We start from the raw sequence: 22806 nt of genomic DNA, 5'->3' as shown, positions 1-22806 counted from the left end.
CTCCGACAGTAACGACATCTCCGGAAACCATAGCTTCTCCAGACAGTACATCATGCGAATTCGTAACCTTTGTCAACTGGCTTCCGGGAATTTTTAGCTCCATGGGAGCTGCGCCTATGGCCACAATACTTTTACTTCTGAAACGTTATGGGACTATGTTCTTGTCCTCTGACAAATTTCAATCAACTATCATCGTTCTCTGTTAGCGAGCAGCTTGTTCAATCCCTTTAAAAGAACAGTAGCAGACCATTTGGGAAAAACCTCTTTGAAGAATTCATTTCCTAAATCGGTTAAATCAGAGCTCCGCAGTTCCAAGTCGTCCTTGAGCGAACCATCCTCATGGAATGGTTCTATACAATTAATTGGTGTTCCACTAGAAATTTCATTAGCACCTCTTCCTTGATCTTACCTCCTTCAGATGAAAATGCAGTTTATGTTTTCAGGCGTTTAGTCAAATAAGCGTGACTTAGGCATCTCTCTTACGGTAAAATACAACAGCTACAGCAATCAAGATCAGTGCCCACAACATCAATATTCCTGTCCCCTGCACAGGTGTTAGAGCATTTAATTCATCCGTGGAAGACGGTCTATACATAGATTGCCCCGCCGCATCCGGCAAGTAAGTAATAAAGCTACGCAATAAGCCTTTCATCAATGGACTGACAATGAAATAATAACCAAGCAGGATCACTAAAGTTGGAGTGGTTCGTCTGATTATAGCACCTATAGCTGCACTGAGTAGTGTGGTTAAGGTTAGGTAGCCTGTCGCTCCTATTAACGCCTTAGTCAGGGGGGTTATATCACCCCCTACTGCTGTGTCTCTTATTCTTATCCAAGGATATAGCATACCTAAAACAACGATAATAAACGCCGCGGGAATAGTCACCATGGCCAATGCTAAATGCTTGGTGGTTAATTGTAGGCTACGCCAAGGTATCGCAGTTAATGTAGTTCGAATCTGTCCACCGGTGTACTCTGAACAAGTTGTTAGGATCCCAATGATAATGAATCCAGCTTGAAGATAGCCCATAGATGAAAGCCCAATGATCAATATCCCCTGCGTCCCTGCTTCCCCTTTTAGACCAACCGAAGTAAAAGCTGCAACAACTCCTAGATTAAGAATGAATGTACATATAAGAGTAATCCATACCGATGGTAGCGTTATTAATTTATCCATTTCAGCACGTAGGGTTCGTGTGAACCGTTTAATAGAAGAGACACTCATGCAGCAACGTCCCTCCTATTAAACACAATGGTTGCAGTAATGAAAAGGACAACCACCCAGGCAAACATAGCTAACCCGCCCATGAACGGGGAAAGAAATCGATCGCCCGTAAACATAAACATTTCAATTCCAACTCGGTCTGGTAAGTATAATGCCAGCTTTGTGACCTTGGACAGCAGGAAACTAAAGGACACAAACGATGTATTAATAATAAGGACCGCAAGCGGAATCGTGCCATTCTTGGTAAGAACCGTAATCCCAAACGCTAAAAGAGCAGTAAATACCCAGTAACAAACTACACCGAACAGCTTGGACCATTCAAATGCAGGAGTATATTCACCAAGAACAAGATACGTGGCTGATATCGTTGTCATTATAGCCAGAATACATAGCAGTATGCTGACCACGATCACAGCGCCTGCTTTTGCCAGTAATAAATGAAGCCTTGATGAGACAACCGTTAAGCTTGTTGTAATCTGTTGTCCTCCACCCGATTCACTGCTCTCTATCGAATACTCGCTGCTGACAGCAAGCACACCGAGAATAATGACACCTTGCACCCCAAGTGCGAATCCAATATAGCCAACTTCCGATAGTCGTGTGCTAATTCCAGCAATGATTTCCGCTCTCTGTGCCATACTGTCTAAGGCCGCTATGAGCGCTGGAGCGAATGCCCCAATAAGTAAGGACAGCCAAATCCCCGGCAGAGAGAACAATTTATATAGTTCGGCATTAAAGGCTCTCATCCCACTCCACCTGCTTTGTCAGCTGTTAGGGCAAAATAGGCTTCCTCCAGCGAGGAATGATACCCTGTTACTTCCTCCAGTGTTCCAGAGGCAACAATTTTTCCATGCTTCATGATGACCACATCGTCAACCGTCTCTGCAAGCTCTCCTATGAGGTGACTGGATAATAATACGGTGTTTCCAGACTCAGCACGTTCACGCAGAAACGTCCGAATCCAGCGTATTCCTTCCGGATCAAGCCCGTTCACGGGTTCATCCAAAATCAATATCTCTGGATCACCCAATAACGCGGCTGCCATTCCGAGTCTTTTCCCCATTCCCAGAGAATACTTCCCTACTCTTTGACCCGCTGCTTTTGTAAGACCTACGATTTCCAAAACTTCCTCGACACGTGAGCGAGGCAATCCTGCGGCACAAGCCATCCAACGCAAGTGTGCTCGTCCTGTTCGGCTACGATGCGCTCCAGACCCATCCAGAGCGGCGCCCACTGTTGCTAATGGATGATGCAATTGTGCGAATGGCTTTCCATTAATGAGTGCGGTCCCAGAAGTCGCACGATCTAACCCAAGCAATATGCGAAGAGTCGAACTCTTCCCTGCCCCATTTGGACCTAAAAAACCAGTGACTCTACCTGGTCTCGCCTTAAAGCTGATTCCAGATAAGATTTCTTGAGCTCCGCGACGCTTAACCAAGTTCCTAATTTCAAGCAACCATAACACTCCCTTTCTGTTATGGTCCAATTATATAGAAGCAAAGTTACATCCCGGCGATTCTGTGGTTTACTTCTGGGTTACCTTTAGGTTAAGCTCGACCAATTGCTACTCTTGTTCCCTTGTCATTGGATGTAATATTCGCTTTCAGCATCATCTTATTTAACATATAATCACAAGTCGATAACCCCATCCCTACCCCACGTTCATAGGAAGAGTTGTCCATACCGGGACCACGGTCTGCAACGAGGATCTGTTCTTTTGCTGCATCAACCACAATGTTTGCATATTTCCCTTCAGCCGCATGGCGAATAATATTCTGAAATAAATTATCCAGCACCCGTGTCATCCATTTCGGATCTACTTCCCAATAAAAAGTTTCGTCTGCCGGCAAATCAACATCCAGTTGAATTTCTTTCTCCTCAAAAACAGGATACCACGCAGCAACAGAAGCTCTGACTAAACGTCCAATATCCGTTGACGCGGGCTCAAATGGATATTTCCCTGATGTAAGCAAAGTGTAGGACAGTAAATCATCCATTAGCACTCCGACTCTAGTAATCGTATGGTCCATCTCTGTTAAAGAGAGTTGCCCTTCTAGACTAACGGACTCATGATTTAATCGGGTGACATGTCCTCTCAAAATCGTAAGTGGTGTTCGTAAGTCGTGTGATAAATTCGCAATAAGTCGATGTCGTAATAATTCCTCTTCATAGGCTCGCTTGCGACTGTCCTCAAGCTGCTGCATCATCCAATTAAAAGAACTTCCTAACTGGTCGATCTCATCCATACGATCCGATTGAACAGATACGGGTTTAGGGAATGCGCTGTCTCTAGCTGTCATTGACATGACTTCTTGCAAGTGAGAGAGACGTCTCTGAAGTTTCAAGAAGAACAACCACGATAAGATCACAAACGCGACAATAATCAAACCAAACAAAAGTACGGTAATATAAAACAGATTTAATGGATTCATTTCTTTTTTAGGGATACCAGAACCCCCAAAAAAGGCACTGAAGAAAATGAGAATCATCGGAGGTAAAAAGATGAACAGAAAATGGATTTTTAGAAAACGACGAAATAAGGATCCTGTCTGCTTCATAGTTTCACCCGATAGCCAATTCCCTTTAGCGTCTCAATAATCTCCGGAGAATCCGGGTCACGTTCCAGTTTTTGACGTAGTCGATGGATATGCACCTGAATTGTTTTGTCACCCGTAATATAGGATTCTTGCCAAATGGCTTCATAGATTTGCTCTTTGGGTATAACTTGATTAGGATGCCGCAAGAAGTACATTAAGATTTGATGTTGTTTCCCTGTCAAAATAATTTCTTCTCCCGTGCGTTTGTCATAGACCATTTGGCCTTCTGGATACACTTCAATCTGATTCCCCAGTGAGATACGTTCGGTAGGTGTTCCACCCGTTCGACGGATTAGCACTTCTAGTCTAGCAACCAATTCTTCCGTATGGAACGGTTTCGTTAAATAGTCATCGGCAAATTGTAATCCATCCACCTTGTCCTCGATCGAGGTTCGAGCAGATAACAGCAAAATAGGAACAGCAGGAGCTGCCTTCTTCAATCGTTTTCCCACCGTAAATCCATCTAACCCCGGTAACATAATGTCCAAAATAACGACGTCCTGCTGGTTAACTTCTTTATCGGCACCCTCACCAGAAAGCAACCACTGAACTGAGAATCCTCGCTGCTCCAATTCTTCTTTAACCCAACTGCCTATTTTCTCATTATCTTCAATATATAGAACATTTCTTCTCAAGCAACATCCCCCGCTTTAATGGTGTTCTCTATTTAATAGATTAACACACACTTGTAATCCCTCCGAATCAAAAAAAGCCGCTCGTTATGAGCGACTCTTCCGTCATTCTATTCATTATTCAGTCATGCCAATTGAACGGCGAGGAATTCATTACTCCGAAAAATCGCTTCTGAAGGCAAGACCTACTCTTTTGCCTTTAAACAGACCTCCAAGTTTCAGATGGTCCAGCATACATTTCGCTACATCGTCATAAGCAACAGACAATTCTTGTAGCCGGCTGAACAAGTGACCGGCTATTTCTGCTTCGGAAAATTCCTTGATTGTCTCCGGAATCGGGATTGGCAAAGTTTCGGTTGTTACATGCAGATGAACCAGATTGAGATGATCTATCGAATCCATCATTGTGCCCGGACACATAATGGACCAATCGAGCTTTGTTTGCTGTAGCCGATCGAAATTCCGGTTATGATTTTTATACTCAGGCGGGAAGCCAGGCAAATTGTTGCCGATCAGATCGGTGTAAGGAATATCCAGCAGTCCGGCACCTCCCATGATCCATACCCGCCCAGAGAATGTGGGTTGGAATTCACATTGGCTTATAATATTATCAATCATACGAACGAACTCTTCTCCCTGACCCGCATGACCAGCTGCAACTATAGCGGCGTCTTGATGCTTGAGCGCTTCTCTAACTATGGCAGGGTCAAGAATATCGTCCGCGATCACCTTAACTTGCTGTGATGAAATCTCACCTAATTGTTCGTAGAGCTTTTCAGCATTTCGCACAAATGCGGTCATTTCATACCCCATTCGTATCCCTTGAGCCAAAACCCTTTTTCCTGTATTCCCAGTCGCTCCAAAAACTAAAATTTTCATAGTCCCTTCCTCCATTTCATGATCCTAAATTCGAGTTAACTTTAGCATAGCATCGCTTCAAATTTAGGGTAAGAACCCACTATTTAGTGGGGTACTTACTTAAAAGTAAGCATGGCAAAAAGGAAGGCCGGGAGAACAGGAACCTGAATTTATGACCAATGGATCCGCTTTAAGACACTGATTCAGTGTACTTCCGTTGATTATGTTGTTCTCCCCAAGCGCACATCACTTCAGCGACAGGAATCAATGTTTTCCCGTATTCACTTAGGGAATATTCTACTTTCGGAGGGACAGTAGGATAGACCGTTCTATCAACTATGCCTTCGCCTTCCAAATCTCGGAGATGTTGTGATAACATTTTTTGAGACACATCAGGTATAAGCTTCTCTAAATCGTTAAACCGCTTTGTGGAATCAATCAAATTCCACAAAATCATGGGCTTCCATTTGCCAGCTAAAACATGAATAAGTGTCTCAATTGGACATTCACGCTGATGGATCATGTTATATCATCCCCTCACCTTGACTAAAGTGCATGCACTGCACGAATATTACACTTATCAGAAGTCTACTAAAGAGACAAAAACCTCGTCAACTGATATTGACGAGGCCACAAATTATTTTGTGAAAAATCCGTAAGTATCCATTACTTCGTTGTAACTGGCAACACGCCACCGACTTCCGATTGGCCAAGCAACACCTTAATCCCTGCGTTGGTATTCGGCTCCTGCTTCCCATAAACGGCAAGGCCCGAGCGCACGTTCTGCACATAGATCGTTTCGTACGGATTGCCGAGCGATAATAGCGCGTACCGCTTATTTCGCTTATTCAGCGTATCGATGATCGTTTGGATCTCGGCCCAACCGAATTGACTGGCCACGTTACGGAACTGGTAGGAGGCCAAAATGACATAATCCGCTTGCTCCATCGCCTGAAGCGCATCCGATGTTTTGCCTTGACCGATCACGGTAATTTCCGGCTTTAACGATGGGTTGCTTGCAACACTCGTTAGTTGTCGCTGAAGTTGTTCTGCCTGCTCCTGATCAGCAGCAGCAATGACGACCCGGTCGTCTAGTTGTATGAAATCCGGATGGGCTCCGTCACGACTGGCCAACAAGGTGACTGACCGTTCAGCAATTTCCCGCTCCACGGCTCGATGCTTTTCGGAACTGATGACATTAGTTAATGCAGTTAACTTCTGAGCAAGGTTGTTTTCCTGGTCAAACAAACCATATTTCGATTTCAATTCCAGGATGCGCTTAACCGATTTATGGATGGTTTCAGACGGAATCGTCCCCCTCTTTACCGCTTGAACCAACGTTTGATGGGTAGCCACCGGATCCTGCGGCATCAAGATGATATCGACACCGGCGTTGACGGCTCGTTCCACCGCTTGGTTCTCTCCAAAATGCTCCGCAATTGCATTCATCGTGAAGGCATCCGAAATGATGACCCCCTGATATCCTAGTTCCTCCCGGAGAAGTCCGGTTAGCACCTTCTTCGATAAAGTCGCGGGAATCGGCACACGGCTCCCGTCCTTGAGTGAAGTCACGTGTTCATTATCGACTGCTGGGAAAGCGATGTGAGCGGTCATGACCATCTCCACCCCACCCTCGATCGCCGCCCAAAATGGCTTCAATTCCACCTCATCGAGCCGATTACGACTATGCGTCAACACCGGCATTCCCAGATGGGAGTCTACCGTCGTATCCCCATGCCCCGGAAAATGCTTCACAGCCGCGATAACCCCGGATTGTCGCAGCCCCTTTATTGTGGCAAGTCCAAGCCGAGATACCAGGTCCGCATCTGAGCCAAAGGAACGGATCCCGATGATCGGATTATCCGGATTGCTGTTAACGTCAAGCACCGGGGCAAAATTGACTTGCAGCCCAAGCGTCTTCAACTCTTCGCCTGTGAGCTTCCCGGCCGCTTCGGCCAACGCCGCGTCTCCGGTTGCGCCAAGCGCCATTTGACCCGGCAGATTCGTTCCTCCAGGAATTCGCTTAATTACGCCTCCTTCTTGGTCAATACCGAGAAAGAGAGGAATGTCACCCGCTTCGTTTTGCAGATCATGAGTCAGTTTTACGACCTGACGGGCGTCGACAATATTTTTGTCAAAAAGAATAAGCCCACCCACCTCCTGATCATGAATGCTGCGTTTCAATCCTTCATTAACGGTGGTGGTGACTTGGCCATTCCATTGTCTAATGTCAGGCATCAGCATTTGGCCGATTTGCTCGCTGACGGTCATATAGGAGATCAGCTTATCCCAATCCTTCGCCTGTATGGCAGTTTCGCGTTCAAATCGAATCACCCTTGCCAGAAATACAGAAAACTCCGCCCGTGTAACAGATCGATCTGGTCTGTAAGTGCCATCCGTATATCCGCCGATGAGCCCGTTGGAGCTCATCACGAGAATAGGCGCCGCCGCCCAATGTTGATTTACATCTCTCAAGCTAACGGATTGCTTGCCAGCGGCAAGAGAATACGCGCGTGTAAGAAACGCAGCCGTCTCTGCACGGCTCATCGCCATTTCGGGATGGAAGGTACCGTCGGGAAACCCGCCCGTCAGCCCCTTTTTCTCAGCAATGGAAATTTCACGATAAAAGGGATGGGTTGTCGCCACATCGGTATAGCTCGCGCTTGCCGCACCGGATTGTAACTGTTCAGGGTAGAGCTCCCGTACCAGGAAAGTCACGGCTTGCGCTCTTGTGACTTGCTTCTCAGGAGCAAACTTCCCCTTGCCATATCCAGCAACGGTTCCTCTTTCCGCCATATAATTAATGCTGTCTGACGCCCACTTCACAGACTGGAGATCGGTAAACCGTTCTGCCGCAGCCGCGCTTCCTGCCGAAATGAGCATGGAACCGAGAACAACACCCAAAATCGTCATTACTTTCATCTTCATCTGACTACCTCTCTAGTTGTTTTTCTAGTTAATTAGACGCTTTTGGGTATGGTTTGTTGCGCGACGGCTTATTTCGGATATGACTTGGCGATCATGAATCCCCTTTCCGCTGCAAATCACGAATGGTTTTCCAAGAGATTAATTTAAGGTTCTGCCGCTTCATTTGATCCTTTACATCTGGATCATTGTAAAGCTGAACCTCCATCTCACGATTCTCATCATACGGAGTCAGTTCTTTCAATTCATCCGAGATAAATGCCGGATGTGTAGTGAATTGTGTAATCCCAGGTTTCAGATCATTCATTTGATTAATTAAATCTCGCTTAGCCCCTTCATAGCCCCCGTCACTCGAAAAATGATAGTCAAGTCCAGCAAGATCGTCGATACAGAGGATACCAAGTTGATTAGCTAAACGGATCCTTTGACTAAATAGATGTTTTTGTTCCGAACTAAAATTGGGGTGCTCCAGAATCCGGATCGGCAAACAAAATGGAAGTGCGTACTTTACACACAATTCCAAAATCACTTCTAAAAAATCGCGATTGTGATAAAGGCCTAATACACTCCCCGCATGGCTATCTAAATGGGTGGGGTCGATTCCTAAAGATATGGCCCTTTGAATTTGCGCCTCAACTTCAATTTTCACCTCGGCGGGGTCTGCAAATTTCTCAAAATCAGATGCCTCATCATAAAAGTACCCCTGTTCATCGGTTAAACTTAACACTTTTTCTTGAGTCGTGATGGGTTTATAGCGGCGACTTTTGTGACTGGTTAAAGTAATATGGATTCCGACGCTCAGTGTATGAATCCTCGAACATTGCTGTGCAGCTTCGTAAGCAGCATCTGCCGGAACCATGAGGGAAGTGGATGTTATGGCATGACTTTGAAACATCTGTAGAATGGCTTGATTCGTAGACCGCGTCACCCCTAAATCATCGGCGTTGATGATAATCACCCGATCGTTTGGACTAAACCCTAGTTCTTGGAGCACTCTGAACAACCTCCCAAATTGGAATTGTGAAAAAAATAAAGGAGCACAACTTGGCGTTGTGCTCCTTCTTGTTTTCGATGAAAGTTATAGTTTATCGGTATTATACACCTGTTTTTCGGAAAGTAAATAGCTAGAGGTGCTTCAAGTCAAACCGATCCGCATTCATGACCTTGACCCATGCGGCGACAAAATCACGCACGAATTTCTCCTGGTTATCGTCCTGAGCATATACTTCGGCAAGCGCACGCAGAACGGAGTTGGAGCCAAGCACGAGATCCACTCGGGTGGCCGTAAACACAACTTCCCCGGAACGGCGGTCACGCAAGTGATATAGGCCGTCTTCCACGGGCTCCCACGCCTTGTTCATGTCCAGCAAATTCACGAAGAAATCATGGGTAAGGACACCGATGCGATCGGTGAATACACCGTGTTTCGTACCACCGAAATTGGTGCCCAGAACACGCATCCCTCCTATCAGAACCGTTAATTCCGGGGCAGAAAGATTCAACAATTGGGCTTTGTCCAGCAAGAGTTCTTCCGGGCTGACGCTAAATTGTTGTTTCTGGTAATTACGGAAACCGTCGGCAACCGGCTCGAGTACGGCGAAGCTTTCTACATCCGTCTGCTCCTGCGTGGCATCGCCGCGTCCGGGAGTAAATGGAACCGTGACATCATAGCCGGCATCCCGTGCGGCCTGTTCAACGGCAGCGCTGCCTCCCAATACGATTAGATCGGCCAGGCTCACATTCTTCCCGAAATCAAACTGAATCCCTTCCAGAATGGATAACACTTTGGTCAATTGTTCGGGCTGGTTCACTTCCCAATCCTTCTGTGGAGCCAGACGAATACGGGCGCCATTCGCGCCGCCCCGATGATCGGAGCCGCGGTAAGTGCTGGCGGAAGCCCACGCCGTCGTGACCAGTTCGCCGATCGTAAGTCCCGAATCGAGGATTTTCGTTTTGAGATCGGCGATTTCTGCTTCGGTTAGATCATCATCTACAGAGGGCACGGGATCTTGCCAGATAAGCTCTTCAGCAGGAACCTCAGGCCCTAAGTATCTTGCGCGAGGACCCATGTCGCGATGCGTGAGCTTGAACCAAGCACGCGCAAACACTTCAGCAAATTCATCCGGATTCTCATAAAAACGGCGCGAAATTTTCTCGTATTCCGGATCGATACGCAAGGCCATGTCCGCGGTGGTCATCATCGTCGGAACGCGGATTGACGAATCCTCTGCATCCGGTGCCAGATGCTCCGCAGCAGGATTTACGGGAGCCCATTGGTGAGCGCCGGCTGGACTCTTCGTCAACTCCCATTCGTAACCGAACAAGAGCTCAAAGAAACCGTTATCCCACTGTGTTGGATTTGCGGTCCAGGCGCCTTCAATCCCACTGCCGATTGTGTCGCGGCCTTTGCCGGTGCCATGTGTACTGCTCCAGCCCAAACCTTGAGCCTCAATCGGAGCTGCTTCCGGATCCGGGCCAACGAGCGCGGCGTCACCTGCACCGTGAGCCTTGCCAAACGTATGGCCACCGGCGACCAATGCGACGGTTTCTTCATCATTCATTCCCATCCGTTTGAAGGTCTCACGGATATCGCGAGCGCTGGCAAGCGGATCCGGATTTCCATTTGGACCTTCCGGATTGACATAAATGAGACCCATCTGTACAGCGGCAAGCGGATTTTCTAATTCACGCTCGCCCGTGTAACGGTTATCGCCAAGCCATTCCTTTTCCGCACCCCAGTAAATGTCTTCTTCCGGTTGCCAAACATCCGCTCGGCCGCCGCCGAAACCAAACGTCTTGCCGCCCATCGATTCAATCGCAACATTCCCTGTCAGAATGAGCAAATCCGCCCAGGAGATTTGATTTCCGTACTTTTGTTTAATCGGCCACAACAAACGGCGGGCTTTATCCAGATTCACGTTGTCCGGCCAGCTGTTCAGGGGGGCGAACCGTTGCGTTCCGGTGCCAGCCCCCCCTCGGCCGTCGCCCGTACGGTAAGTCCCTGCAGAGTGCCATGCCATTCGTATAAACAATGGCCCATAATGTCCATAATCGGCAGGCCACCAATCCTGTGCGTTTGTCATTAGATCACGGAGATCCTGCTTAAGTGCAAAGTAGTCCAGCTTTTGAAATTCCTCGGCATAATCGAAGTCCTCTCCCATTGGGTTCGATTTGCGGTCATGTTGATGAAGAATATTCAAGTTCAACTGATTGGGCCACCAGTCTTTATTCGTCGTACCGCTAGTTCTGGGACTGGTAGCACTTCCATGAAATACGGGACATTTCCCGGCATTCGTCATGGCCTTTGCGTCCATAAGCACCTCTCCTTTAATTAAAATGGTTGGGGCTGCGTGTGACAGAATGAATCCCTCTATTTCCTTGATAAAGGAATTTACTAGAGAAATCAACCATTTATGACTTATTCATTAAATCTTCATTCAGATCAGAGCGATCTCTATTTGCCGTAGTTGATTTTTTCAGCCTGCGCGAATAACATAGACCCTATATTAATCCATTCAATAGGGAGATAGAACAGACATGCTGGATTCCAATACGATTAGCCAGTTAAAAGCAACTCTCAAAGCAAGCCTCGACCACCATGAAATTGCCGGAGCCAACTTCATGATCATCAAGGACGGAAAAGAAGTGTTATATCATGAAGACGGTTACGCGGATCTCGAAGCGAAGCGGCCTATTTCAAGAGATTCGATATTTCGGTTATATTCGATGACAAAACCGATTACCGCGACCGCGATCATGATCCTTCTCGAAGGAGGAAAGATCGATCTATTTGATCCTGTGAGCGCTTATCTTCCCGGTTTTAAGAATCAACGAGTTGAGAAAAATGATGAACTGATCCCTGCCACCCGGGAAGTCAACCTTCATGATCTGCTGAACATGACCTCAGGACTGATCTATGATGGCCCCAACCAAACCGGTCAGCACACGCAGGCTTTGTTTCAAGAGCTCGAAATCCGGTTGTTTGGACAAGATCCCATGAGTACGACGGAATTCGCGAATCGCCTGGGCCAGGGGCCCCTTGCCTTCGAGCCCGGATCATCTTGGGCTTACGGGACGTCGGCTGATGTGCTTGGTGCAATCGTGGAAGCAGTGAGCGGCATGCGTTACGGAGATTTTTTGAAGAAGGAAATCTTTGAACCCCTCGAGATGAATGACACGGGCTTCTGGCTGCCTGAAGAGAGCAGAAACCGCCTGGTTCATACCTATCAGGATAACGGTGAAGGCGGGTTAAAGCTCTATAAGGATAACCATCTTGGCATCATCCATGAAATGGATCGCAAGCCCGCCTTCGAATCGGGTGGCGCGGGACTTGCCTCCACCATCGAAGATGCTGCAAAATTTACCACAATGCTTCTGAACGAAGGTAGCCTGTATGGCATACAACTTCTGCGGCCAAGAACCGTTCAATATCTGACATTGGCTTCTTTGTCCGATGCCCAGCAAAAGAGCTTCGATTCGTGGCATACCCTATGCGGACATAGTTACGGCAAACAGATGCGTATCCTCACCGATGCCGGACAAGCCGGGGTCATTGGCAGTCAAGGCGAATATGGATGGGACGGTTGGCTTGGGGCGTACTTCTGTAACAGTCCTCAAGATCGCTTGACGTTCTTATTTATGGTTCAGAAGAAAGACGCTGGCACCTTACCGATCACCCGCAAGCTGCGCAATATGGTGTTTAGCTCCCTTTAATTAACTTCATCTAAGCAACGTCTGAAACAACTAAAAACAAAAAGAGCACTACCGGATCAACGGCAGTGCTCTTTTCTGTTGCTTGGCGGTGTCCTCCGATAGTTACAAAGTTACTTCACTAATTATTCATTGGTAACGATGCCGATCGTATTGGTTTTGGAATCGAAAGTGATTGAGATGCCCAGCGCTTCTGCAATATCGCGAAGCTTAAAGTAGTTGTTTCCTCCAATGGTGTAAGCGGTAAGCTTAACTTCCTCATCGTCAAGGTACACTTTTGAAGTAGATAAGGTCGCCTTCTTCGCTTGTGGATGGGCAGATACCGCAAGCTCCCCGCCTTGAGCAGTATACGCTTCGCCAGAAATCAGGTTAATGGCATTATGCTCGCTGTTCCAGCCAACTTCAAAGGTCTTGTCGGTTCCGTCCACAGCCTTCGCAATATCACGCAGTTTAAAATACGTGTTGTTGTTAATATTGTAGGCTTCAAACGGCACCTGTTTTCCGTCAACTAAAACCTTAGAAACGGAAGCCGTTGCGGTTACTACCGCCGTTTGCACAGGTTTAGCGGCGGGTTTCTCTGACGGCTGATTCGATCCGGAAGTTGTATCGGAAGAAGAAGTCGAGCTCGGTTGTTCCGTTTTCGTCGTTTCGGGTGCCGAACCATCGGAAACCCAGTAAATGATTTTCGTGCTTTGATCACCCTTCCCGATTTCAAGCACAAAATAAAGACCACCCGTAAAGCCGCCATAATTTTTATGTAGGGTGGTACTTGCGGTTTGGTTGGCGCCAATTTCATTCACAGCTTCCTCTGAACCGTCAATCGTCCAGAACAGAGCGCCGCCATAAGCACCATCCACCGTATAATAACTTACTACAGCGGGCATTTTCTCCTTGGGGGTGAATTTGATTTCAGCTCCATCCTTGACGAGAACGATTTTGTAGTTTTTCTCCGCAAGAATATTTCTGAAATTTTGGTTATCATCAAACTCTTCAAGTTCAATTCGGGTTGACTGCGTCCCTACTTCTCCGGACAAAGAATAAGCGTACTTGTCCGCAGGAACGTCTGAAGCGAATGCAGGTAATGAGGCGAATACCAACATGAGGACTGGGAGCAATAGAGCGAAAGAGACCTTCATTTTTCTTTTCATTAAACTACCTCCCGCAATTTATTAAAAACTGCTTCCATATTATCCCTATCTCTTTTGTGTAGTCAATGAACCTTGATTCAAACCGGAAAATAAATGACGAATTATGTAGAAAATATGGAGACAAAAATAACATTATCATGTAATAAAATAGGATAATGTTATTTTTGTCCTTAGTTACTGACTTATGGTATTGTTTAGCAACCTTCTTGGATATGCACGCCAGGATGGGCTTTTCCTTCAGCAATCGGGCGATCAGATCAACTCTATATACCCCTCCGTGCCATTCACGCGAATGCGTTGCCCGTCTTTAATCCGCCGTGTCGCATTTTCCACGCCGACGACGGCAGGAAGGCCATATTCTCTCGCAATCACGGAGCCATGGGTCATCAGGCCGCCTACCTCGGTGACTAATCCTCGAAGCGATACAAACAGGGGCGTCCAGCTAGGATCGGTAAATGGGGTGACTAGGATATCCCCCTCTTCCAGCACGGCATCTTCCATTTTCGTGATGATGCGTGCGCGTCCCTCGACCACGCCCGAAGAAACCGCAAGGCCAACAATCGCGTCGGCGGGGAGATTCTCTCTTTGATACTTTCCCCGAATGATTTCGCCATCTGACGTCATTACACGAGGGGGAATGAGTTTATCATAGAGTTTGTAATCTTCTTTTCGTTTGGAGACCATCTGTTCATCCAATCGGTTCGTCCGTACGGTCTCTCGAAGTTCTTCGAACGAGAGGTAGTAGATGTCTTCCGGGTCTGAAATGACCCCCGCTTGCGCAAGTCGTTCGCCTTCTTTCAACAAGGCTTGCTTATATATAAAGTAGCGATAGATCATGCCGTATTTCGGATACTCCCGATAACCCGAGAAATTCCGGATGAGGTCGATCATTCGTTTGGTTTCGATGGCTTTCTGTTCTCCATCCGGCAATTGTCTCAGACGTTCCAAAAGCTCTTGTTCTTTGTTCAAAGCGACTTGACGTCCCTGCTCAAATTTCCGCCGGTTGGCATGAGGTTCGAAATTTCTGATGTTGCCCAGAATCACCGGCACCAGCATGTTCGGGCATTCGATCCAACGCGTTCTCGTCATATCGATCTCTCCAGGGCATCGCATCCCATATTTGCTAAGAAAATCGTGGAAAGCCTCACGTACATCCGCCCCTCCCTCGAACCTTAAGAGTTCATCCAAGAAACGAGCGTCGTCTTCTGCTTGCTCCAAATAAGCGATGATCTCCGGATAGGGACGAATTGCGTCAGCGACATCCATAAGCGCAAGGCCCATTTCCGAAGTAATATTGCCTGGCACGGATTGCGAGATATAATCTGCAGCGTTTTTTTCTCCTAGCCACTCATTCATTTTGTCGTTCATCCATTTGGATGCATTCATACTGGCCATAATCACCGCCGAGCTTTGCGGATCAAACAAAATTTTCTTTAATTCCGCGAGGTCTTCCTGGATGAAATTCATCATTTCCATTCCCGACTTCTCACGGATGTTTTGTTTTAACACTTCAATCGACGCTTGGCTCCGTTTGATCAAATTCGATACGAGGCTTGGATCGGTCTCGTCGATCCCGAACCGATCATCCGTCCCCGGCAGGGGCGTTCTCTTTCCGGAGTTCGATCCATCCTGATCAGGAGGGATCGATGGAATGAAGTCGCCTCGTTCAACTACGGTCATTAACGCATCCTTCATCAGCGGTTCTGAATCTCCAATGGTGTCGAGTAGCATTTGCCTGCTGTCCGGCGAAGCAAGCATAGGCGCCACATCGACAAACAGCCTACCGCCTGCTGTACGCATCGGTGCCGGAGTCGTTAGTAAATAGAATGACAGACCCAACGGCTTCATGGGGTCGGTCATCATCTGCTGATGTCCGACAGAAATATAGACGTGATTCCCCTGATCCGATTGTTCGGGGATCGGGAATAGCGTCGTGATCGGACGGCTCTGGACGATATAAAACGTATCCTCCGACAAACACCATTCGATGTCTTGAGGCTGGCCAAAGAAGGCTTCGATCCGTCTACCAATCCGATCTAGGCGTAAGATTTGCTCCTCCGTGAGGACCTGAGCCTCTTGCTGATCGGGATCAATGGATTTCGTCTCTGTACCGCCATCCTTTCGGCCATAAACCGCCAAGGTTTTTGCTGCGATCCGCTTCTCGATGATCTTTCCTTCCTTTACTTTATAACCATCTGCAGACACCAGGCCGGAAACCAAGGCCTCTCCCAATCCGAAGCCGGCATCGATGGTGAGTACCTTTCGGTTGGAATTAACCGGATCCGCCGTAAATAAAATCCCGGAGGCTTGCGGGAACACCATCTTTTGAATGATCACGGATATGGAAATGTGACCGTGATGAAATCCATTCCGCAGCCGGTACATCACTGCGCGATCCGTGTAGAGGGAAGCCCAACATTTGCGTAAATGCTCCAGGACGGACTCATAACCTATAACATTCAAATAACTGTCTTGTTGACCGGCGAAAGAAGCCTGCGGCAAATCTTCAGCCGTTGCACTGGAACGTACGGCATAAGCCTGAGCTTCATCAAACCGGGAGAGATGGCGATACACCGCTTCTGCTAGTTCTGGAGGAATCGCGACTTCCATCAGGATCTGACGAATCTGACGACTGATTTCGCCGAGTTGTTTAAGATCCTCAGTTTGAAGCTGCATCAGCTGATCTAATAAACCACGGTAGGTTTCGTTAGATTCGACGGCTTGTTGAAAAGCTGCGGTTGTTACAATAAAGCCGTCAGGGACGTGAATTCCATCAATCGTAGACAATTTGGACAGATTCATTCCTTTTCCGCCGACATGCGATAGCTGCGCTTGGTCCAACTCCCGTAGCCCAATAACCAATGATTTCACGAGCATCTCTCCTTCGATTCATTTAAAAAAACGTTTGACAAGATTTCGACTGCATGATAAGATTAAATTGTAAAATGGATAATTACGCCTTGTTTATAGTGGTGACAGTCGTCCTCCGATTATAACATCGTTTTTTCTGCTATGCAATAAACAAAGGAACCCCGATTATTCATGGGTTCCTTTTTCGCATTGTATTTACTCCGCCCCCACTACAGGATGCGGAACATACGGCTCTTCCAGATAAGTGATTTCCTCTGCACTTAGATTAACTGATAATGACCCGACAGCATCTTCTAGGTGCGAAATTTTCGTAGCTCCAACGATAGGTGCAGCGACTTGATCTTTCTGCAGCAACCAAGCCAGCGCGATATGTGCACGGGGTACGCCATGCTTCGTCGCCAGATTCGCTACTCGCTCAATGATGAAGCGGTCTGCTTCTGCGGTCGGATCGTACTTGGATTTTTGAATCGCGTCGGTTTCGGATCGAGGGGTTGTTACCGAACTATCGCGAATCAATCGACCGGAGGCTAGCGGGCTGTAAGGAGTTACCGCGATGTTTTGGTCTTTGCATAGCGGCATCATCTCCCTCTCCTCTTCCCGGTAAATCAAATTGAGATGATTTTGCATGGAGATGAACCGTGTCCAGCCGTTTTTCTCCGCGATGTGCTGCGCCTTCTGGAATTGCCAAGCGTACATAGCGGAAGCGCCGATATACCTGGCTTTTCCCGACTTCACTACCTCATGTAAAGCTTCCATCGTTTCCTCGATGGGCGTATCGTAATCCCAGCGATGAATGATATACAGGTCCACGTAATCGGTCTCCAGCCGTTTTAGGCTTTTGTCGATTTCGCTTAATATTGCTTTCCGGGATAACCCCGCTCCATTCGGACCTGAATGCATACGTCCCCACACTTTCGTGGCGAGCACGATTTCATCTCGATTCGCAAACTCCTTGAGAATCCGTCCCGTGATCTGTTCACTCGTCCCCCCTGCATAGACATTGGCCGTGTCAAAGAAGTTGATGCCGAGATCAAGCGCTCTTCTGATGATCGAACGACTCTTCTCCTCATCAAGCACCCAGGAATGCCAGCCGGGTACCACTTCACCGAAGCTCATGCACCCCAGACAAATTCGGGAGACGTCCAATCCGGTATTTCCGAATTTCACATATTCCATATCGAAATCCTCCGACTTTCAAGATATTTATAGTATACCCCCTGCTTCTCTCACCAATGATTCACAGCATGCTCGATAAAAGCAACCATGTTGTTGATCTCGAGGACCTTCCCGTCATCCAACACAGCTTTCCCATGAAACGTACCAAACAACTGGTGGCATTTGTTGTCGATAAATAACAGTTTGGTGGCGGTTTGCTGATCATAGATCGGCATGAACTCCATCTCAAATCTACCGTCCTCGCTCGTAATTTGTTTTCGGGACATGTACCCTCCCGCTGACAAATTATAGTGAACCTGACCCAATTTGTGAGGGGTACCATCATAGAAAAGGATATTTTCCGTTGCGTTTGAGGTGTTGCCAAATCCATGCCCAATATTGAATCCGAACCGTTTCCCTTCGATATAGCAACTCCCGTTTCCCCAAAACCATTCATGCGAGAAGGGCCATACGCCGCGACCCCAGTCCAGCAAACCAAAGGCGGATTCCGGCTCAAACCGATATTCCCGTCCATCAGCACGCACGAAGCCGCTAGCAGGCATACTGTTTATTTTATGATTGTAATAAAAGTGGGACGGATCTTCATCAAATGGAGTAGCCATAACGATCGACGTCTTGTCGGGTTGGGATAGTTCGATTTCGAGCTCCATCTTAGGTAGCTGTTTCCCCGTTGCACGGCAAATGAGCTTCCTGCCGCCTTCGAACACCTGAAATTGCATGAACATATTCTTTCGGTCAACCGTTAAATCACCTTCGTCTGCCGATAACGGCATGCGTAACGAGTTGAACGGCAGGACCAGCATTTGAGTCACTTCATAATGTCTGCCGGTCGCAAATTCAAATAGTTTAACGGAAACACTCCCTGCATAGGAGACATGCCCGATCGTCAGTTGCAGGCAGAAATCGTTATTAGAGACTTGATAGAAATCCCACTCTTTGATTCGCCAAGGCCGTGCCTTAATACTGTCCCGGTTATAAGTCAGAATGGCCTCTGTCGAGTATCCCTTCTGTATCAACACCCCATTGGAATCTAGCAGATCCCCTGGCGTACGGATCCAATTTTGCTGCATGGCTACCCCTCCCATTTAAAGAATGGTTCTGCGTTAGAATGAGGACTACGGAGGACACTGACACTAGAATCAGAAACATAGTAGGACCATGCCCTCCAACCCGTCTCAAAGATGTTAATTTAATCTTAGCGGGAATCGGTAAATAACACCATCGATTTATTGCGGTGCATATTTGAGCACGTTCTGACGTATCGTAAAGTCTGAAACCGACACTCCACACACGAATTAGGGAGGTACTACAACAGCGATGGCATCTAGCAGAAATCATCAAGGGGCCCATGGCATTGGCCAGATTGAAAAGCAATTAAACCAACAGATGGAAGCCGCGGCCGAAATTCAAGGCGAAGCCGGAATCGATCAGCGGGTCAAACAGAAGGCCAAACGTCCAGCCAAAGCATCCAAGTCAGAGACCAAATAGGTCTCTGCTTCTCCTATTTTACCGCGCGCTCGCCTCTTCCTTCGCTTGTAGTAAAGTGCTAGAATTAACTTTTAGCTGACAACAAGCAACCGGAGGATGAACCAAGTGGGTTATTTACGAGCTTTAAACCAGGAGATGCAGGGATGGTCCAGAAATATCAAATTATTTTTCTTGGCGAACATCCTCTATCAAATCGGCACTGGCATGTTTGGAGTGCTCTATAATTTATATATACAAGGACTGGGTTACGATGACGCTATGAACGGACGCGTTGTCAGCATTCAGTCCTTTGCTACGGCTCTGATGTTCGTACCGATCGGCATCTGGGGTGACCGAACAAGCCGCAAAAAAATCCTCGTATTAGGCGCTTTGCTTAGCGGCGTCGCTTTCATTCTTCGCTCTTTCTCCTCCGGAGACACCGCGTTGCTTGGGTTTGCCGTGTTTACCGGCCTATTTGCTTCTTTCTTTCAAGTCATCTCAATCCCGTTTTTGGCCGAAAATGTCACCCCCGCGAACCGGCTCAAAATGTTCAGTTATTTCTCCTCCCTAGGCCTTGCTTCACAAGTGATTGGCAGCTTAGGCGGCGGCGTGTTCGCTGATGTCCTTAAGTCTCTCGGCTTCGAAAACTTGCTTAGCTTAAGAACCGTATTGGTCATCGGTGGAGCCGCAACCTTGGCCGCCTTTATACCGATGTTGTTCGTGCGCGAACGCAAGGCTTCGAGCTTGAAACCAAAGACGGATGACCAAGCGCCTTTGGAGCCGGAGGCTTCCCTTCCCGCTCATATCACGAGCGCCGATGCCGCCGATTTCCGGATCATTGCCCGTTTCGTTGCTGCACAGCTGCTCATCGGTTTAGGCTCGGGCCTCGTGGTACCCTATCTAAATCTCTACTTCACGAATCGATTCTCCGTTTCCTTGTCATTGATGAGTCTGTTAATCTCGCTGGGTCAGGTCATGACGATCTTCTCCATGCTGATTGGCCCATCCTTGGCGAGTCGGGTGGGACAAGTTAAAGCCGTTGTTCTCTTTCAAATGTTATCCCTGCCGTTCCTGCTGCTCACCGGATTTACGAATGGATTCGCCATAGCCGCCGTAAGCTTCCTGTTCCGGCAGGCGTTGATGAATGCCGCCAATCCGATCCAATCCGCCATCATGATCGATCGCGTAGCCGACAAGCGGAGAGGTATCGCTAATTCGCTGACCCAAACGGCGTTCATGTTAGGCTGGGCCACAATGGGTCCCGTTCAATCGTATTTGGTCACCGCCTACGGAACGTATTGGGGTTACGCCATTACCTTTAGCATGACCGGTTGCTTATATACAGCTGCCTCACTCCTGTACTATTTCATGTTCCGGGGGAATACCAAGAAGCCAGGCGAGAAGAAATCCATAGAAAAAAGACGTTTGCAAATGTAATCTCATGCAAACGTCTTAATCCTGTCGCTCTTTTAGAGCACGGTATCATCAACCCGATTCAACCATGCTTCGATGGTTCCAATAACCGAAGTGACACAGCCATTTTCAAACGGTGAAATTAAGCCGGCAATCCCCACCAAATCCGTGAAGGAGCGACTCCCCCCCTGTCTGCATAAGAGCAGGTAATCGGCCCATGCCGCTTCGCGGTCCTCGTGCATCTTTTTCCAGAACTGAAACGCACAAATTTGCGCCAGCGTATAATCGATATAATAGAACGGTGAGTTGAAAATATGACCTTGCCTGTGCCAGAATCCGCCTCGTTCCAAATAATCGTTATCCGCATAGTTCCGGTAAGGCACATATTTGCGCTCGATCTCCCGCCAAGTTTGCTTGCGTTCCGCAGGCGTAGCCTCCGGATGTTCATAGACATAATGCTGGAATTCATCGACCGCCACGCCGTAAGGAATAAAAATGAGTGCGCTGGCTAAATGATCAAATCGGTATTTATCGGCTTGTTCTTCAAAGAACAAATCCATCCACGGCCAGGTGAAGAACTCCATGCTCATGGAGTGGATCTCACAGGCTTCAAGCGTTGGGAATTGATACTCCGGAACCTCAAACCCCCGGCTTTCATACATCTGAAAAGCATGCCCAGCTTCATGCGTCAACACATCGATATCGCCGGACGTGCCGTTAAAATTCGAGAAAATAAACGGCGCTTTGTATTCGCTAATGAAAGTGCAGTACCCACCACTCCGTTTGCCTGGTTTGGCGACAAGATCCATCAGTTCATTTTCCGTCATAAAACTAAAAAATTCATCCGTCTCGGAAGACAGTTCCGTATACATCTTCGCCCCGTTCTTCACGATCCACTCGGGGTCGCCCTTTGGGGTCGCGTTTCCCGACTTGAAGGAAAAACTCTCGTCGTAATACAGCAGTTGCTCCACATCGATCCGGTTCTTTTGCCGCTCCTTCAGCTTTGTGGCAACAGGCACAATATGCTTCTGCACTTGGTTCCGGAAGTTTGCTACCTTCTCAGCATCATAATCCGTGCGTGACAACCGGGCATAACCAAGTTCAACGAAGTTGCGATATCCAAGCTTCTTGGCGATCTTCGTTCGCACTTGGACCAACTCATCGTAAATGCGATCAAGTTCGTCCTCATGCTCGGCTAAGAAACCATACGCCGCTTCAGCCGCACGCTTGCGAATCTCCCGATCCGTCGATTGCTGAAAGGGGACCAACTGGGATAAATTACGCTCCTCGCCTTCAAACGGGATTCTCGCAGAGGCAATCAGCTTGGCGTATTCGGTCGTCAGTCTGTTCTCCCGCTGTAAATCCTCAATCACTTCGGGGCTGAACGTCTTCAACGAAAGCTCGGCGATCTGGAACAGTTGACGTCCCCATTGCTGCTCCAACTCCGCGCGGAATTTTGAGCCAATCAACGCCCGGTAGTAGTCCGAAATGAATTCTTGCACAATCGGGTTGTTCTCATCGTAGAAGTCCTGCTCCGCCTGATAAAATTCGTCGTTGGTGTCGATGGTATGCCGGGCGCTGGCGATCTCCTGCATCGAGTCAAAGCCACTCCGCAGTTGATTGATTTCTCTCATGATCCGGCCCTGCTCTTCATAAGTATCTGCCGCTGCAAACGCGTCAAGTAGCTCCTTGAATCTCTGCCTAAAAACTTGGACATCTGGGCGTTCATAGCGGTATTCGCTAAACTTCATGGCATGCACCTGCCCTTTCAAGAGAATCGTATT

Annotated in this window: 18 protein-coding genes; 3 read left to right on the top strand and 15 right to left on the bottom strand. The window is 47.7% G+C overall.

Features of this window, described 5'->3' with window-relative positions:
• Nucleotides 1–466: 466 nt before the first annotated feature.
• From IM700_RS11625 to katG, 10 genes are all read right to left on the bottom strand, one after another.
• A complete protein-coding gene (locus IM700_RS11625; protein WP_193416255.1) occupies nt 467–1225 on the bottom strand; it encodes an ABC transporter permease in 759 nt (252 codons plus the stop codon).
• Nucleotides 1222–1971 carry an ABC transporter permease gene (locus IM700_RS11620; protein WP_193416256.1) on the bottom strand — a complete coding sequence of 250 codons (750 nt, stop codon included), beginning with the start codon at nt 1969–1971 and terminating at the stop codon, nt 1222–1224. The genes IM700_RS11625 and IM700_RS11620 overlap by 4 nt, the downstream gene beginning before the upstream one ends.
• Nucleotides 1968–2690: an ABC transporter ATP-binding protein gene (locus IM700_RS11615; protein WP_336244896.1), complete on the bottom strand. Its 723-nt coding sequence runs from the start codon at nt 2688–2690 to the stop codon at nt 1968–1970. Before IM700_RS11615 ends, IM700_RS11620 begins: the two co-directional genes overlap by 4 nt.
• Nucleotides 2691–2772: 82 nt before the next feature.
• Entirely contained in the window at nt 2773–3783 is a 1011-nt protein-coding gene (locus IM700_RS11610; RefSeq protein WP_193416258.1) for a sensor histidine kinase, read from the bottom strand.
• On the bottom strand, nt 3780–4457 hold the full coding sequence (locus IM700_RS11605; RefSeq protein WP_193416259.1) for a response regulator transcription factor: 678 nt from the start codon (nt 4455–4457) through the stop codon (nt 3780–3782). The genes IM700_RS11610 and IM700_RS11605 overlap by 4 nt, the downstream gene beginning before the upstream one ends.
• 150 nt (nt 4458–4607) lie before the next feature.
• Nucleotides 4608–5333: an NAD(P)-dependent oxidoreductase gene (locus IM700_RS11600; RefSeq protein WP_193416260.1), complete on the bottom strand. Its 726-nt coding sequence runs from the start codon at nt 5331–5333 to the stop codon at nt 4608–4610.
• 169 nt (nt 5334–5502) lie between these two features.
• Nucleotides 5503–5835 (bottom strand): winged helix-turn-helix transcriptional regulator, encoded by a 333-nt coding sequence (locus tag IM700_RS11595; RefSeq protein WP_193416261.1) that lies wholly within the window; start codon nt 5833–5835, stop codon nt 5503–5505.
• Nucleotides 5836–5978: 143 nt separating this feature from the next.
• The gene (locus IM700_RS11590; RefSeq protein ID WP_193416262.1) at nt 5979–8240 is read right to left on the bottom strand and encodes a glycoside hydrolase family 3 N-terminal domain-containing protein; all 2262 of its coding nucleotides are present in this window, start codon (nt 8238–8240) and stop codon (nt 5979–5981) included.
• A 91-nt stretch (nt 8241–8331) separates the two neighbouring features.
• Nucleotides 8332–9231 carry a ChbG/HpnK family deacetylase gene (locus IM700_RS11585; protein ID WP_193416263.1) on the bottom strand — a complete coding sequence of 300 codons (900 nt, stop codon included), beginning with the start codon at nt 9229–9231 and terminating at the stop codon, nt 8332–8334.
• A gap of 130 nt (nt 9232–9361) precedes the next feature.
• Nucleotides 9362–11551, bottom strand: a complete 2190-nt coding sequence (katG, locus tag IM700_RS11580; RefSeq protein WP_193416264.1) for a catalase/peroxidase HPI — start codon at nt 11549–11551, stop codon at nt 9362–9364.
• 223 nt (nt 11552–11774) lie between these two features.
• Here katG and IM700_RS11575 point away from each other — a divergent pair, with 223 nt between their 5' ends.
• A complete protein-coding gene (locus IM700_RS11575) occupies nt 11775–12950 on the top strand; it encodes a serine hydrolase domain-containing protein (RefSeq protein ID WP_193416265.1) in 1176 nt (391 codons plus the stop codon).
• A gap of 122 nt (nt 12951–13072) precedes the next feature.
• Here IM700_RS11575 and IM700_RS11570 read toward each other — a convergent pair whose 3' ends face one another.
• From IM700_RS11570 to IM700_RS11555, 4 genes are all read right to left on the bottom strand, one after another.
• A complete protein-coding gene (locus IM700_RS11570; RefSeq protein ID WP_193416266.1) occupies nt 13073–14095 on the bottom strand; it encodes a stalk domain-containing protein in 1023 nt (340 codons plus the stop codon).
• A gap of 252 nt (nt 14096–14347) precedes the next feature.
• Nucleotides 14348–16966, bottom strand: coding sequence for a phosphoenolpyruvate synthase (gene ppsA / locus IM700_RS11565; RefSeq protein WP_193416267.1), 2619 nt, complete (start codon nt 16964–16966; stop codon nt 14348–14350).
• A 195-nt stretch (nt 16967–17161) separates the two neighbouring features.
• The gene (locus IM700_RS11560; protein ID WP_193416268.1) at nt 17162–18142 is read right to left on the bottom strand and encodes an aldo/keto reductase; all 981 of its coding nucleotides are present in this window, start codon (nt 18140–18142) and stop codon (nt 17162–17164) included.
• 50 nt (nt 18143–18192) lie between these two features.
• Nucleotides 18193–19212, bottom strand: a complete 1020-nt coding sequence (locus IM700_RS11555) for a DUF2804 domain-containing protein (RefSeq protein ID WP_193416269.1) — start codon at nt 19210–19212, stop codon at nt 18193–18195.
• A gap of 247 nt (nt 19213–19459) precedes the next feature.
• Between IM700_RS11555 and IM700_RS11550 the strand changes: the two genes are divergently transcribed.
• Nucleotides 19460–19630 carry a hypothetical protein gene (locus tag IM700_RS11550; RefSeq protein WP_167521196.1) on the top strand — a complete coding sequence of 57 codons (171 nt, stop codon included), beginning with the start codon at nt 19460–19462 and terminating at the stop codon, nt 19628–19630.
• 105 nt (nt 19631–19735) lie between these two features.
• Nucleotides 19736–21046 carry an MFS transporter gene (locus tag IM700_RS11545; RefSeq protein ID WP_336244895.1) on the top strand — a complete coding sequence of 437 codons (1311 nt, stop codon included), beginning with the start codon at nt 19736–19738 and terminating at the stop codon, nt 21044–21046.
• 32 nt (nt 21047–21078) lie between these two features.
• On the opposite strand, the gene IM700_RS11540 is transcribed toward IM700_RS11545, so the two are convergent.
• The gene (locus tag IM700_RS11540; protein WP_193416271.1) at nt 21079–22773 is read right to left on the bottom strand and encodes a M3 family oligoendopeptidase; all 1695 of its coding nucleotides are present in this window, start codon (nt 22771–22773) and stop codon (nt 21079–21081) included.
• Nucleotides 22774–22806 lie beyond the last annotated feature (33 nt).

Source organism: Paenibacillus rhizolycopersici (genome assembly GCF_014947195.2).
GTDB lineage: Bacteria > Bacillota > Bacilli > Paenibacillales > Paenibacillaceae > Fontibacillus > Fontibacillus rhizolycopersici.
Note: the sequence above shows the minus strand (reverse complement) of the source record. Positions and strands in the feature narration are given on the sequence as shown.

Bases quoted from the DNA above. Each gene is read 5' to 3' on its own strand.
- IM700_RS11625 (WP_193416255.1), bottom strand. From the start codon at position 1,225: ATGAGTGTCTCTTCTATTAAACGGTTCACACGAACCCTACGTGCTGAA.
- IM700_RS11620 (WP_193416256.1), bottom strand. From the start codon at position 1,971: ATGAGAGCCTTTAATGCCGAACTATATAAATTGTTCTCTCTGCCGGGG.
- IM700_RS11610 (WP_193416258.1), bottom strand. From the start codon at position 3,783: ATGAAGCAGACAGGATCCTTATTTCGTCGTTTTCTAAAAATCCATTTT.
- IM700_RS11600 (WP_193416260.1), bottom strand. From the start codon at position 5,333: ATGAAAATTTTAGTTTTTGGAGCGACTGGGAATACAGGAAAAAGGGTT.
- IM700_RS11595 (WP_193416261.1), bottom strand. From the start codon at position 5,835: ATGATCCATCAGCGTGAATGTCCAATTGAGACACTTATTCATGTTTTA.
- IM700_RS11590 (WP_193416262.1), bottom strand. From the start codon at position 8,240: ATGAAGATGAAAGTAATGACGATTTTGGGTGTTGTTCTCGGTTCCATG.
- katG (WP_193416264.1), bottom strand. From the start codon at position 11,551: ATGGACGCAAAGGCCATGACGAATGCCGGGAAATGTCCCGTATTTCAT.
- IM700_RS11575 (WP_193416265.1), top strand. From the start codon at position 11,775: ATGCTGGATTCCAATACGATTAGCCAGTTAAAAGCAACTCTCAAAGCA.
- IM700_RS11570 (WP_193416266.1), bottom strand. From the start codon at position 14,095: ATGAAAAGAAAAATGAAGGTCTCTTTCGCTCTATTGCTCCCAGTCCTC.
- IM700_RS11560 (WP_193416268.1), bottom strand. From the start codon at position 18,142: ATGGAATATGTGAAATTCGGAAATACCGGATTGGACGTCTCCCGAATT.
- IM700_RS11555 (WP_193416269.1), bottom strand. From the start codon at position 19,212: ATGCAGCAAAATTGGATCCGTACGCCAGGGGATCTGCTAGATTCCAAT.
- IM700_RS11550 (WP_167521196.1), top strand. From the start codon at position 19,460: ATGGCATCTAGCAGAAATCATCAAGGGGCCCATGGCATTGGCCAGATT.
- IM700_RS11540 (WP_193416271.1), bottom strand. From the start codon at position 22,773: ATGAAGTTTAGCGAATACCGCTATGAACGCCCAGATGTCCAAGTTTTT.